We start from the raw sequence: 13,630 nt of genomic DNA, 5'->3' as shown, positions 1-13,630 counted from the left end.
GATCCCTGATCGATGTGGACACATGCGTGGGTGGTGTGGCCGTCGTCGCGGCCACACCACCCACGTCGGCTGACGATCAGGACGCCGTGACCATGGGCCTCTTCTCCACAGTGGATGGACGAACCGGTTTCTCCGGTAAGTCGGCGCCGGAGCGCGGGGTGAAGGTCCGCAGGCGCAGGCTGTTGGACACCACGAACACCGAGCTGCCCGCCATGATCAACCCGGCGAGCATGGGGTTGAGCAGGCCGCCTGCCGCGAGCGGGATCGCCGCGACGTTGTAGGCGAACGCCCAGAACAGGTTCGATCTGATCGTGCCCAGCGTGCGGCGGGACAGCCGGATCGCGTCCGCGACCACCCGCAGGTCGCCACGCACGAGCGTCAGGTCCGCCGCCTCGATGGCGACGTCCGTTCCGGTGCCCATCGCGAGCCCGAGGTCGGCCTGTGCCAGTGCGGCGGCGTCGTTGACGCCGTCGCCGACCATGGCCACCACGCGGCCTTCCGCCTGCAGCCGCTTGACCTCCGCCACCTTGCCCGCGGGCAGCACCTCGGCGATCACCTCGGTGATGCCGACCTCCGCGGCGACCGCCTTCGCGACGGCCTCGTTGTCGCCGGTGAGCAGCACCGGGGTGAGGCCGAGCGAACGCAGCTGCCGGATCGCGTCCGCGCTGGTCGGCTTGACGGTGTCGGACACGACGAGAAGCCCGCGCACCACGCCGTCCCAGCTGACCACGACCGACGTCCGGCCCTCGGCGGCGGCCGTGTCCCGCGCCGCCACCAGCTCGGTCGGCAGATCCCCGGCGAGCGCGGCGCGGCCGACGACCACCTGGTGACCGTCCACGGTGCCCCGTACGCCGAGCCCGGCCTCGTTGGCGAAGCCAGCCGGTACCGGCAGGTCGCCGACCCGCTCCCGTGCGCCTGCCGCGATGGCGCGGGCGATCGGGTGCTCGGAGGCGTTCTCCAGCCCGCCCGCCAGCCGCAGCAGGTCGTCGGTGTCGACGCCGTCCACCGCCACGACGTCCACGAGGGACATCTCGCCGGTGGTGACGGTGCCGGTCTTGTCCAGCACCACGGTGTCCACCTTGCGCGTGGACTCCAGCACCTGCGGCCCCTTGATGAGGATGCCGAGCTGCGCGCCCCTGCCGGTGCCGACGAGCAGCGCCGTCGGCGTCGCGAGACCGAGCGCGCACGGGCAGGCGATGATGAGCACGGCGACCGCGGCGGTGAACGCGGCCGTCGCCGACTCACCGGCGCCGAACCAGTAGCCGAGCGTGGCGAGCGCGAGCCCGATGACACCGGGCACGAACACCGCCGACACCTGGTCGGCGAGCCGCTGCACCTTCGCCTTGCCGTTCTGCGCGTCCTCGACGAGCCGCGCCATCTGGGCGAGCTGGGTGTCCGAGCCGACCTTGGTCGCGCGCACCACGAGCCGTCCGCCGACGTTGACGGTGGCGCCGACGACCTCGTCGCCCGCACCGACCTCGACGGGCACCGACTCGCCGGTGAGCATGCTCGCGTCGACCGCGGAGGAGCCCTCCTCGACGACACCGTCGGTCGCGACCTTCTCCCCGGGACGGACCACGAACCGGTCGCCGACCTCGAGGTCGGTGATCGGGATGGTGGCCTCGACCCCGCCGCGCAGCACCACGACGTCCTTGGCGCCAAGGGAGAGCAGGGCACGCAGCGCTGCGCCGGACCGGCGTTTGGCGCGTGCCTCGAAGTACCGTCCACAGAGGATGAACAGCGTCACCCCGGCCGCCACCTCGAGGTACATGTTGGCCTCGCCGGCCGTCCGCTCGATGGTGATGCGGAACGGGTGTTTCATCCCTGGCATGCCGGCGTCACCGAGGAACAGTGTCCACAGTGACCACAGGAACGCCGAGATCGTGCCGACGGAGATCAGCGTGTCCATGGTGGCCGCGCCGTGGCGCAGGTTCGCGAACGCGGCCTTGTGGAACGGGAACGCGCCCCACACGACCACGGGCCCGCACAGGGCGAGACACGCCCACTGCCAGTACTCGAACTGGAACCTCGGGATCATCGACATGGCGATGACGGGCACCGTCAGCACGGCGACGATGAGCACCCGGTTGCGGGCGGCCCGCAGCGCGGTGTCGTGCTCGTCCTCCTCCGGCGCGCTGTCCACCTCGGACACCGCCGGTTTCCGCTGCGCGGGCCGCGTCGCGGTGTAGCCGATCTCCTCGATGGCCGCGACGATGTCGGCCACCGGCATCGACGGCGGGTGCGCGATCTTCGCCTTCTCGGTGGCGTAGTTGACCGTCGCCGACACCCCGTCGATCTCGTTGAGGTGCGCCTCGATCCGCGCGGCGCACGACGCGCAGGTCATGCCGCCGATGACCAGCTCGACCTGGCCCGCCTGCGAAGGTCGCGGCGCCGGGCGCGCGACGGGCTTCGCGGTGTAGCCGATCTCCTCGATCGCCGCGACCACGTCCGCCACCGACACCGGCGACGCGTGCGTCACCTTCGCCTTCTCGGTGGCGTAGTTGACCGTCGCCGACACCCCGTCGATCTCGTTCAGGTGCGCCTCGACCCGCGCGGCACACGACGCACAGGTCATGCCGCCGATGACGAGTTCTACCTGGTCAGCCTCCGTGGCCATGCGTCGCACCTCCCGTGCTGCCGCCGCCAGCGCCACTGCTCGCGCCACCCGGCGCCGCGCTGTTGCCGCCCGCCAGGTTGGTGGCCTTGGCCTGCTCGAACACCTCCGGCGTCAGGCCGTGCGGCGGCGGGTTCGGACCCTCGACGTTCACGGTGAACTGCGCGGTGCGGACCGTGCCCTGGTGCTGGAAGTCCAGGTACAGCCGGTACGGGCCGTAGGACGGGGCCTCTGCGTAGAACACGATCTCCGGGCCGGGCGCGGTCTTGCCGTCACCTGGTGAGCCGTCCGGATGGACGTGGATGTAGGCCATGTCGCCGTCGCGCAGCATCACCAGGTGACCGAAGGCGGCGAGGTACGGCTCGAGGTCGGTGACCGGCTTGCCGTCCTTCGAGACGTGCATGGTGAGTTTGCTCGACTCGCCGGGAACGAGCTTGCCGCTCAGCGTCACCGTGAAGTCGTCGACGGTCGCGGTGTTCGACGGCGCGGGCAGCGGCTTCGGCGCGAAGTTGCCTGCCACCTGGACGTTGGTGCCGAGCGTCGTGCCGTGGATGCCCCAGCCGGGGAAGAAGTCCGCGAAGATCCGGTACGTGCCGCCCTCCGGGAACGTCACCGGGATCCGCCACGTGCCGTCGGCACCGAGATTCGGGTGGATGTGCTGGAAACCGGACAGGTCCTGCCGCGCGATGATCAAGTGCATCAGCTTGTCGTGCTGTGCCTTGTACTGCATCAGCGGCGTACCCTCCCGTTCCTGCACCTGGAAGGCGAGAATTTCCTCCTTCCCAGCGGTGAAGGTCTCGTTGAGCACCTTCAGGGTCATGCTCTCCGCGGAGAGCATCAGACCGCCGGGACCGGAGTGTTCGTCGGGCGCGGCGGCGGCGGGCGCGGGTGCGGCGGCCGCCTCCGTCGGCGGCGGGCCGACGACACGACCGACCACGTAGGCACTCGCGAACACCAGTACCAGGGCGACCACGAATGCCCCGAGTTTGGTCAGCGTCTTCATCACAACCGTCCTATGTGGACAAACAGGGTGGGACCTGTCCGGACCATACGCAGGGGAGGTATGGCCGGTCCACGTCGAACGACCCGGTTCCAGCGCGAATAGAGACAGGGAAGACCGGCTCCCAGCGGTGAGTTACCGGACACTGCGCGCACGCTGCCAGGACGGTTACCATCGACGCATGGCAGAGGCACGCACAGGGACGCGAAACCGCAGGACCCCGAGGACGAAGCTCGCACGGGTGTCCCGTGTGGAGCGGCTCACCCCGCACATGACGCGGGTCGTGCTGGGCGGCGACGGCCTCGCCGAGTTCACCGCGGGCGAGTTCACCGACCACTACGTCAAGCTGTTGTTCCCGCCCGAGGGCGTCACCTACCCCGAGCCGTTCGACATGCAGCGGATCAGGACGGAGCTGCCGAGGGAGCAGTGGCCGAGGATGCGGACGTACACCGTGCGCCGTTGGGACGCCGACACCCGTGAGCTCACCGTCGACGTGGTCCACCACGGCGACGAGGGCATCGCGGGCCCGTGGGCGGCCGGCGTCGGGCCGGGCGACGAGATCCGGTTCATGGGCCCGGGCGGCGCCTACGCGCCCTCCCCCGACGCCGACTGGCACCTGCTCGCGGGCGACGAGAGCGCGCTCCCCGCGATCGCGGCCACGCTGGAGAACCTGCCGACCGGCGCCCGCGCGTACGCGTTCATCGAGGTCAGGGGGCCCGAGGAGGAGCAGAAGCTCGAATCGTCCGGCGACGCCACGATCAACTGGCTGCACCGGGGCGGCGCACCCGTCGGCACGGCACTCGTCCGCGCGGTCACCGACCTGGACTTCCCGCCGGGCACGGTGCAGGCGTTCGTCCACGGCGAGGCGGCCTTCGTCAAGGAGCTGCGCAGGCTCCTGCTGGTCGAGCGCGGCATCCCCCGCGACCAGGTGTCGATCTCCGGGTACTGGCGCACCGGCCACGACGAGGACCGCTGGCAGGCCACCAAGCAGGACTGGAACCGCGAGGTGGAGGCCGAGCAGGACCAGCCGAGCTAGATCGGTGTTGCCCCTCTGATGGGCGTGTCCTCGCCGGACGGGCAGGTCCCCGGGTGGCTGATGCCCTGAAAGGCGCGTTCAGGACGCTCAGCGCCCTGAACGGCCCATTCACGGCACTCGGCGGTGTCGCCGGTGCGGCACTCATGTGGCGTGCCACCGGGGTGCGACGGCGCGGTCCTAACGTCGGGAGCCCGATGAGGAGGCGCAGCGTGCGTGAGCGAGTCGTGTGGTGTGTTTCGGTCCTGATCTGCCTCGGTGCTCTGGTCGCGAACCCGGCGACGCGGGCGTTCGCGCTGTGGAACGTGCTCGTCCAGGTGGCGATCTTCGTGCCGTCGGCGTGCGTCCCGGCGTGGCGGACGAACCGGATGTCCTATGTGGACTTCGCGTGGCCGGCGGGGGTGCTGGCGCTCGGGGTCCAGGGTTTCGTGTTCGCCGAGGAGCTGACCCCGCTGACGGTCGCGGCGGCGACCATGTTCACGCTCGCCGGAGCCCGGCTCATGTACTGGGGCTACCTGGTCGTGAAACCGGGCTGGCTCACCGAGGAGTTCCCGCGCTACCAGTACCAGCGGCTGGTGTGGGAGAAGGCGGGCCTGCGCAGCGAACGGCTTTCGTTGCAGTACGAGATCAGCGTGCAGGCGACCGCGAACATGTCCTACTTCGCGCTGCCGTCGATCGTCATCGCCACCAACCCAAGGGGCGGGCTGCACCCCGTCGAGATCGCGGCGATCGTGCTGTGGTTCGCGGCGTACGTGTACGAGACCGTCGCGGACGTGCAGAAGAACCGGTTCCTCGGCGGGTACGCGACCGAACGCCGCGACGTGTGCGACGTCGGGCTGTGGCGCTACAGCAGGCACCCCAACTACTTCGGCCAGTGGGTTCAGTGGTGCGCGGCGGTGCTGCTGGCCGTGCCGTCGGTGGTGGCGCTGTGGGACCGGTCGCCGGTGGTGCCGTGGGTGATCGTCGCGGTGGGCCTGTTGTTCCTGGTGCGGGCCATCTACACGGTGATGGTGTACTACTCCGGTGCGGTCCCCGCAGAGCACTACAGCGTGCTCAAGCGCCCCGCGTACCGGCGGTACCAGGCGGAGGTGAACCGGTTCTTCCCGGGCCCGCGCAGGAAACGGCCCTCAGATCTCCTGGAGGAAGAAGCGGCTGTTCTCCCGCATGGAGGCGACGAGCGGCTCGGGCGCCTTCCCGGGTGAGCCGGTGTCGTGCGGCGGCTGCGGGTCGTACTCGAGGCCGAGCTGGATCGCCTGCGCGGCGACGTTCCCGGCGATCCGGTCGATCAGCGCGAGCCCCATGTCGATGCCCGCCGAGACACCGGCCGCGGTCACGTACTTGCCGTCGAACACCACCCGCTCGTCGGTCGCCTCGACACCGAACGCGGGCAGCTGGTCCTGCGCGAGCCAGTGCGTGGTCGCCTTGCGCCCCTTCAGCAACCCGGCCGCGGCGAGCACCAGCGAACCGGTGCACACGGACGTGGTCCACGTGCTGGTCTCGTCGACCGCCCGCAGCCACGAAAGGACCTCGTCGTCGGTCATCAGGTCGACCTGCCCCGGACCGCCCGGCACGAGCACGACGTCGGTCTCCCGCACGTCGGCCAGCGCCGCGTCCGCGACCAGCCCGAGGGTGCCCTGCCCGGCCCGCACCTCACCCTTCTGCTTGCCGACGAACACCACCTCGGCGTTCTCGCTGTAGCGCAGCACCTCGTACGGTCCGATGGCGTCCAACGCGGCCATCCGGTCGAAGAGCAGGATCGCGATGCGCATGCGGTGTTCTCCACTGAATCGTCGGGACGCGCCTGTGCTCAGAGTAGTCGCCGCACCGGTTGGGACAAGGCCGCGAACCACGGGTTCCGGTGCGGCTCCAGCGGTTCGCCGTCGCCGGGCCGCCGGTACCGGAGGGTGCCGACCCCGGCCGCACGCGCGGCCGCCAGGTCGGCACGGGTGGCGCCGACGAACACGCACACGTCGCCCCCCGCGGCCGTGGCGACGAGGTCCGGGGCCGGTGGCAGCCCAGCCGCGTCCGGCCCGGACCGGGCGGAGATGTGGCGGACGTGCATGTCCAGCCCGTGCATCACCAGGAACGAGCGGACCGCGTCCGCGTTCAGGCCGCTGATCACGGTCACCCGCGTGCCGACGGCGGCCAGGGTGGCCAGCGCGCCGCGGACGCCGTCGGTGACCCGCGCGCCGCCGGCCTGTTCGAACTCGATGCGGCACAGGTGCTCGTACACCGCCCGCCCGGTCGCGGGCCCCATGGTGGTGGCGTGCGCGAGCACGACGAACGGGTCACCGGTCCGCGCCACCCGCTTCGGCAGCCGCTCGGCGGCGATCAGCACCCGCAGCCGCTCGGCGGCCGGGACGGGCCGCAACTCGGCCACCGGCCCGTCGAACGCCAGGAGCACGTGATCGCACTCCGCAAGCAGTTCCTCAGCATGCATGAGGCCCCCAGCCCGTCGATGCCACCAGCGTAGTTCGTGGCGGGCCGGCCGTGGGAGTGCCGACAGCCAGCATTCACGGCACCGCGGCTCACGTTCGTGGTCAGCGCACGTGGATCACCGCGTGGGCGCCGTTGCTGCGCCACTGCTCACCGGAGGCGTCCAGGCGCGCCACCGCATCGGCCGGGATGCCGACCGCGACGTCGCACTTCATGGTGCGCAGCGCCGCGACCCGGCCGGGGAAGTACGCCGTGACCTCCTCGAACGGGGTGGTCGGCACCCACCGGCGGTCGCCGACGAGACGGCGGTAGTTCAGGTCGCCCTTCATGATCGTGACGGTCGCCGACGCGAAGTCCGCCGCCAGGTCGGGTGGCATGCGGTGGTACGACCACGGCGCGCACGAGAACGGGTGGGCCCGCACCTGGAGCCGCCCGTCCCGCATGGCCCGCTCGAGACGGGGCCCCGCGTCGTGGCTTTCGGAGAGCCTGCGCAACGCGGCGACCACGTCGGTGAGCAGCGCGTCCGACACGTAGTACGGGCAGGGCTTGACGTGCAACAGGATCCGCGCCGCCCGGCCCGTCACGAGCAGGTGGTCGGCGAGCAGCAGGTCCGGCACCAGCTCGCGGCCCGAGTTGTCCGCCACCACGCACACCGTGTCCGCGTCGGTGAGCAGCGACCACAGCAGCGGGCTCTGGTCGACCAGCAGCGCCCCGTCCCCGTCCGCCTGCCCGGCGGACAACCGGAACCCGAGGTCCGCGCGGTTGCCCCACAGTGACGCGGTCAGCAGCGCGTCCTCGTCCGAGCGCGTGGCGAACGCGGCCAGGTCGTCGGCGAGCTCCGGGGTGCGCAGCTCCGCCGACTTCACCGGCTCGAACGGGTCCACGCCCTGCCACGGCCCTGGCGCGAAGTAGCCGACCGCCACCAGCAGCTTGCGGTAGAAGCAACTCTCGGCCCACAGGAACGGCACGTCGTACCACGAGCGGCCCGCGTACTCCTCCCAGCCGGGCAGCGGGCGGATCTCGCCGGTGATCTCCTCGGCCAGCTCGTCGAGCGCGCGCCCGATCTCCGGCGGGTACGGCAGCCCGTCCCGCACCTGCGCGATCAGCCTGGGGTGCCGGTCGTGCAGCACACCCCACGCGAACGAGCCTGGCGGGTTGCCGGTGATCTCGGCAGCGGTCACAGCAGCCTCCGCACGTAGTCCCGGTAGGTGTCCCTCATCGCACGTCCGTCCCGCCTGAGGATCTTGAGCGTGGCACACGGGCCGGCATCCGGCACACCGGTTCTGCGCCCCCGCCGCGGACCTTGCCGCGCAGTGACCGAACGGTGACAACTGGGGATCATGGGCCTGGACGATTGGTTCCGTGAAGTGGGTCGTCGTGTGCTGGTCGGGTGGGTTGCCTGTTCGGGGGTTTGTCCTCGCCGGACGGGCAGGTCTCGGGGGTGGCGGGGGGATGCTGTTGGGCTGCGGTTGGGTTCGGGTCTGCCTGCCATCCAGTCGACCTCCCTACGGGCTATCACACCGCGTCAAGGGAGGCCGATTTCCGCATGATGTGATTCGGGTGTTTGGCCCCCCTTGACGCGGTGTGATCGGGCGCTGCCAGGGTCGACGGGATGGCAGGGAGCCCCTTTATGGTGGGCTTGCGCCACCGTCAGGGTTGCGCAGGCAGGGGCCCGCTTCGCGGGCCCGGGGCACGTAGCGCCCGGGGCTTTGGTGCTGTGAAAGGCGCGTTGACGGCATTCGGGATGCCGTCAATGGGCCGTTCACGGCATCGGCCCCGCCCCGTCGGGCTCCGCAGGGGTGTGGGGGTCGTGCCTGATGGCGGGGCCGTGCGCATGTCACTTCACATGATCTTCACGGAATCAATCATCTAGGCCGATGCGGTGTCGAGCACAGAGCCGTGGCCGCGCCGCCGACTTCACCACGGCGTCCGCCGACAAGGTGACCGTCCAGCTCGCCGCGGGCGGCGCCGCCCTGTTCCGGCTCGGCGACTGACCGCTCATGTCAGTACCAGCGACGCCACCACGGGCGCGACGTACAGCACGGGCGCGGACACGTGTGCCCAGAAACGCGCCCGCAGGACCGTGATCATCGCGCAGGCGAAGTACAGCACCAGGCAGATCCCCGCGACCACCCCGAGCACCGGCACGAACACACCGGCGGCGAGACCGGCCGCGCCCGCTGCCTTCGCGGCGCCCAGCCACGGCCACCACGACCGCGGCACGCCGTAGTCGGCGAGCGGCCCGACGACCCACTTCGCGTGCAGGAGAACGGACCCGGCCGAGAACCCGACCATGGCGGCGGCGACCAGGCTGACGACGACGTGTGCTGTGGACATGACGTGCTCCTCTCCCGCCGGCGCCGGGTGCGCCGGTCATCTCGCTGACCAGCGGCGGCACGGGAGTGTGACCGGACGTGGCGGCGGTCACGGACCTAGATGATTGATTCCGTGAAGTCGGTGTGAGTGGGTCGTCGTGTGCTGGTCGGGTCGGTCCGGGTGCGTTGCCTGGCTCCGGTTCGCGTGGTGGGTTCGTCCTCGCCGGACGGGCAGGTCTCGGAGGTGGCGGGGGATGTTGTTGGGCTGCGGTTGGGTTCGGGTCTGCCTGCCATCCCGTCGACCTCCCAGGGGCTATCACACCGCGCCAAGGGGGCCGATTTTCCGCGTGTTGTGATTCGGGTGTTTGGCCCCCCTTGACACGGTGTGATCGGGCTTCGCCAGGTCGACGGGATGGCAGGGAGCCCTTTCGGGTGGGCTTACGCCACCGTCGGGGTTGCGCAGGCAGCGCCCCGCTTCGCGGGCCCGGTGCGCGGGCCGGGCGCGGAGCGCCCTGGCTTTTGGTGCTGTGAAAGGCGCGTTCACGGCATTCGTGATGCCGTCAATGCGCCGTTCACGGCGCTCAACGCCGTCAATGTGCCATTGACGGCACCGGTTGTGCCGTGAACGCGCCTTTCACGGCATCGGACCCGCCCCCGTCTCGGGCGACCGCCGGGGTGTGGGGTCGTGCCTGATGACGGGGCCGTACGCCAAGCCACTTCACGTGATCTGCACGGAATCATCCATCTAGGCTGGGCGCGGGTCGACAACGGGAGGGCCAGTGCGTGCGGTCGTGTACTCCGCCTACGGGGAGCCGCCGGTGGTGGCGGACGTGCCCGCGCCCGTCGCTCCGGACGGTGGCGCGGTGATCGAGGTGCGGGCGACCGGGGTGTGCCGGTCGGACTGGCACGCGTGGCGCGGTCACGAACCAGTGCCGCTGCCGCACACGCCGGGGCACGAGCTGGCCGGGATCGTCGCCGAGGTCGGCGCCGGGGTCACCCGCCGGCGCGCCGGTGACCGGGTGACCGTGCCGTTCGTGTGCGGGTGCGGCGGCTGCGCGTACTGCCGCGCCGGCGACGCGCAGGTCTGTCCACACCAGACACAGCCGGGGTTCACCGGGCCGGGGTCGTTCGCGGAGCGGGTGGTGATCCACGCCGCGGACACGAACCTGGTGGCACTGCCGGAATCCCTGGACTTCGTGACCGCCGCGTCACTGGGCTGCCGGTTCGCCACCGCCTATCGCGCGCTCACCGCGCACGGCCGCCTCGCGGCAGGCGACTGGCTGGCCGTGCACGGCTGCGGCGGGCTGGGCCTGTCGGCCGTGCAGATCGGGGTCGCGCTCGGCGCACGGGTCGTCGCCGTCGACATCGCGCCAGCGGCACTCGCACTGGCGACCGAACTCGGTGCGGCACACGCGGTGGACGCGACCGCCGACCCCGACCCGGCCGCGACGGTCGCTTCGCTCACCGGCGGCGGCGCAACGGTGTCGGTCGACGCGCTCGGCTCACCGGGCACCGCGGCCGCGTCGGTGCGCGGCCTGCGCCGCCGGGGCAGGCACGTGCAGGTCGGGCTGCTGCCGGCCGGCCCGGCCCCGCTGCCGATGGACGTGGTGATCGCCAGGGAACTGTCGATCCACGGCTCGCACGGCATGGCGGCCGCGGACTACCCGCCGCTGCTCGCACTCGTCGCCGACGGCACACTGCGCCCGGACCTGCTGGTCAGCAAGGTCATCGGCATCGAAGACGCCCCGGCCGCCCTCACCGCGATGGATCACCCGCCCACCGAGCCGGGCATGACCGTCATCGCGTTCCGAGCGGTCTTCGGGTGTGCACGACTGGAAGATCGAGTGGTCCTGTGATAGCCATGAGGACCATGTCGCGGCTGGTGCTGTCCGTTGTCCTGTTCCTGCTGGTGGGTGGCTGCGCCGCCCCGCCTGCCGTGGACGAGGACGAGACGCCGAAGAGACCGTCGCCGACGATGGAGTTCGTCAGCCGGCCCGACCTGACGCCGCCGGTGATCAACGTGGTCACCGAGACCGCCGGTGCCGATCCGGGGTATGTCCTCCTGGCCACCCGGATCCGCAACCGCGTCGAGGGCGAGCCCCAGGGGCATGCGCTCATCCTCGGCGAGGACGCCGAGCCGGTGTGGGTGATGCGGGTCGAGGACAACGGCGACGGTGTGTTCGTCAACGACCTGGCGGTGCAGTCCTACCTGGGGCAACCCGTGCTCACCTACTGGCGCGGCAAGTCGCCGGAGCGGGGCTGGGGTGTGGGCGAGTACGTGCTGCTGGACCAGAGCTACCAGGAGGTCGCGACGGTGCGGACGGGTGACGGGTTGTCCGAGGCCGACTTCCACGACATGCGGATCACGCCGCGCGGGACCGCGCTGCTGGTGTCCTACCCGGAGCGCGCGGGCGACCGGTCGGTGCGGGACGGGGCGGTGCAGGAGGTCGACATCGCTTCCGGGGAGGTGTTGTTCGAGTGGCGAAGCGGTGACCACGTCGGCCTCGACGAGTCCTACGAACCCGCTCCGGAGGACCGGGACGCCGCCTACGACTACTTCCACATCAACTCGGTCGACGAGGACGCCGACGGGAACCTGCTGGTCTCGGCACGGCACACGAACGCGCTGTACAAGATCGACCGTGCCACCAGCGAGGTGCTGTGGCGCCTGGGCGGCAAACGCAGCGACTTCACGCTCGGTGAGGACGTGGCGTTCTCCTGGCAGCACGATGCGCGGTGGCTGCCCGACGGCCGGGTGAGCCTGCTGGACAACGCGTCCGACGACGACCGGGAGGGCCCGCCGTCGCGGGGCCTGGTGCTCGACGTCGACCAGCAGGCCCGGACAGCCGAGCTGGTCAGTGCCTTCGCCAACCCCGACGGCCACACCAGCGGGAGCCAGGCGAACTTCCAGGTCCTGCCCGACGGCAACAGCGTGGCCGGGTGGGGTTCGCGGCCGAGCCTGACCGAGTTCGACGCCGACGGTGCGGTGGTCCGGCACTGGACCTACGCGGAGGACATCTTCTCCTACCGTGCGCACGTCGCCGAATGGACAGGCGTGCCGGCCGAACCGCCTTCGGTTGTCGCGGAGACCGGCGACGGGGACACGATCACCGTGCACGTCAGCTGGAACGGCGCCACCGAGGTGACCGGGTGGCGGGTCCTCGCCGGGCCGTCGCCGACAGACCTGAGCCCGGTCGCCGAGGCCGGGAAGACCGGCTTCGAGACCGCCGTCGAACTCACCGGGGACGCCGCGTTCGTGCGCGTGGAGGCGTTGGACGCCCAGGGCACCACGACCGGCACCTCCGACGCGGTCCCGGTGCGGACCGCGGGCTAGCAGTGAAATGCCCTGAAAGGCGCGTTCAGGGCGATCAGCGCCCTAAACGCGCCTTTCAGGGCACCAAGCCCGGGCGCTACGCACAAGCCAGCCGTTACCCCCGCTCCGGCGGGAAGCGGCCTACCGGGTAGGCCGCTTCCCGCCGGAGCGGGCGGTGATGCGGTCGGCGCAGTCGCTGACCAGCGTGCCGATGCGGCCGACGTTGTCCGCGTGCAGTTCGGTGAAGAACGCCAGCGAACACACCATCCGCGACACCTGCCCGCGCCGGTCGAACACCGGGGCCGCGACGCCGCTCTGCGCCATGTCGTACTGCTGCAGGCTCGTCGAGTAGCCGCGGGTGCGGATCTCCGCGAGCACCCGCCGCAGCTCGTCGCGGTCGGTGACCGTGTGCTGGGTGAACTGCTTGAGCCCGTACCGGTCCACCAGCTCGTCCACCGTGTCCTGGGGCTGCCACGCCAGGTACGCCTGCATGATCGCGGGTGCGGAGAACGGGAACCCCTCCCCGACTCCGACGGTCACGCGCACGCCCATCTGCCGTTCGGCCTTCACGGTCACCACGTAGCCACCGGCGCCGTCGGGTTCCGCGACGAACACGACGAACCCCAGCCGCCGCGCCAGCTCGTCGATCTCCTGCTGCGCGATGGCCGCCGTCATGTCGTCGGTGACCCCGGTGAGCGTCAGCAGCTTCGGGCCCAGCATCCAGCCGGACCGTTCCCCGGTCGAGGTGACCCAGCCCGCGCGCTGCAGCGTCGACAGGATGTTGTAGCAGGTGCTGCGGTTCAGCCCCAGCTCGTTGACGAGGTCCTTCGGCGCGACGGCGGCCGGCCACTGCGCCGCGAGCCGCTCCAGGATCCGCACCGCCGACGACACCGCCGGCACGTCACTCGCCACCTTCCGC

11 protein-coding genes are annotated in these 13,630 nt (G+C 71.1%); 4 read left to right on the top strand and 7 right to left on the bottom strand.

The window, feature by feature from the left end:
- Window positions 1-76: 76 nt before the first annotated feature.
- Both ACFPCV_RS18250 and ACFPCV_RS18245 read right to left on the bottom strand, forming a co-directional pair.
- Complete coding sequence (locus ACFPCV_RS18250) at window positions 77-2,617, bottom strand: heavy metal translocating P-type ATPase (RefSeq protein ID WP_378057403.1); 2,541 nt, start codon at window positions 2,615-2,617, stop codon at window positions 77-79.
- A complete protein-coding gene (locus ACFPCV_RS18245; RefSeq protein ID WP_378057402.1) occupies window positions 2,601-3,617 on the bottom strand; it encodes a hypothetical protein in 1,017 nt (338 codons plus the stop codon). Before ACFPCV_RS18245 ends, ACFPCV_RS18250 begins: the two co-directional genes overlap by 17 nt.
- Window positions 3,618-3,795: 178 nt before the next feature.
- Here ACFPCV_RS18245 and ACFPCV_RS18240 point away from each other — a divergent pair, with 178 nt between their 5' ends.
- Both ACFPCV_RS18240 and ACFPCV_RS18235 read left to right on the top strand, forming a co-directional pair.
- Window positions 3,796-4,650: a siderophore-interacting protein gene (locus ACFPCV_RS18240; protein WP_378057401.1), complete on the top strand. Its 855-nt coding sequence runs from the start codon at window positions 3,796-3,798 to the stop codon at window positions 4,648-4,650.
- A 209-nt stretch (window positions 4,651-4,859) separates the two neighbouring features.
- Window positions 4,860-5,849, top strand: coding sequence for a DUF1295 domain-containing protein (locus ACFPCV_RS18235; RefSeq protein ID WP_378057400.1), 990 nt, complete (start codon window positions 4,860-4,862; stop codon window positions 5,847-5,849).
- Here the strand turns inward: ACFPCV_RS18235 and ACFPCV_RS18230 are convergent.
- The 4 genes from ACFPCV_RS18230 to ACFPCV_RS18215 form a co-directional block, all read right to left on the bottom strand.
- Window positions 5,775-6,416 (bottom strand): DJ-1/PfpI family protein, encoded by a 642-nt coding sequence (locus ACFPCV_RS18230; RefSeq protein ID WP_378057399.1) that lies wholly within the window; start codon window positions 6,414-6,416, stop codon window positions 5,775-5,777. The genes ACFPCV_RS18235 and ACFPCV_RS18230 overlap by 75 nt on opposite strands.
- A gap of 38 nt (window positions 6,417-6,454) precedes the next feature.
- Window positions 6,455-7,087, bottom strand: coding sequence for an HAD family hydrolase (locus ACFPCV_RS18225; RefSeq protein ID WP_378057398.1), 633 nt, complete (start codon window positions 7,085-7,087; stop codon window positions 6,455-6,457).
- 100 nt (window positions 7,088-7,187) lie between these two features.
- The gene (locus ACFPCV_RS18220) at window positions 7,188-8,264 is read right to left on the bottom strand and encodes a damage-control phosphatase ARMT1 family protein (protein WP_378057397.1); all 1,077 of its coding nucleotides are present in this window, start codon (window positions 8,262-8,264) and stop codon (window positions 7,188-7,190) included.
- A gap of 817 nt (window positions 8,265-9,081) precedes the next feature.
- On the bottom strand, window positions 9,082-9,420 hold the full coding sequence (locus ACFPCV_RS18215; protein ID WP_378057396.1) for a DoxX family protein: 339 nt from the start codon (window positions 9,418-9,420) through the stop codon (window positions 9,082-9,084).
- A 757-nt stretch (window positions 9,421-10,177) separates the two neighbouring features.
- Here ACFPCV_RS18215 and ACFPCV_RS18210 point away from each other — a divergent pair.
- Both ACFPCV_RS18210 and ACFPCV_RS18205 read left to right on the top strand, forming a co-directional pair.
- Complete coding sequence (locus tag ACFPCV_RS18210; RefSeq protein WP_378057395.1) at window positions 10,178-11,254, top strand: zinc-dependent alcohol dehydrogenase family protein; 1,077 nt, start codon at window positions 10,178-10,180, stop codon at window positions 11,252-11,254.
- A gap of 5 nt (window positions 11,255-11,259) precedes the next feature.
- Window positions 11,260-12,732 (top strand): arylsulfotransferase family protein, encoded by a 1,473-nt coding sequence (locus ACFPCV_RS18205; protein WP_378057394.1) that lies wholly within the window; start codon window positions 11,260-11,262, stop codon window positions 12,730-12,732.
- A gap of 120 nt (window positions 12,733-12,852) precedes the next feature.
- Here the strand turns inward: ACFPCV_RS18205 and ACFPCV_RS18200 are convergent, their stop codons facing one another.
- A complete protein-coding gene (locus ACFPCV_RS18200; protein ID WP_378057393.1) occupies window positions 12,853-13,623 on the bottom strand; it encodes an IclR family transcriptional regulator in 771 nt (256 codons plus the stop codon).
- Window positions 13,624-13,630: the final 7 nt, after the last annotated feature.

It is taken from the genome of Actinophytocola glycyrrhizae, assembly GCF_042653545.1.
Classification (GTDB): Bacteria; Actinomycetota; Actinomycetes; order Mycobacteriales; family Pseudonocardiaceae; genus Actinophytocola; species Actinophytocola glycyrrhizae.
Note: the sequence above shows the minus strand (reverse complement) of the source record. Positions and strands in the feature narration are given on the sequence as shown.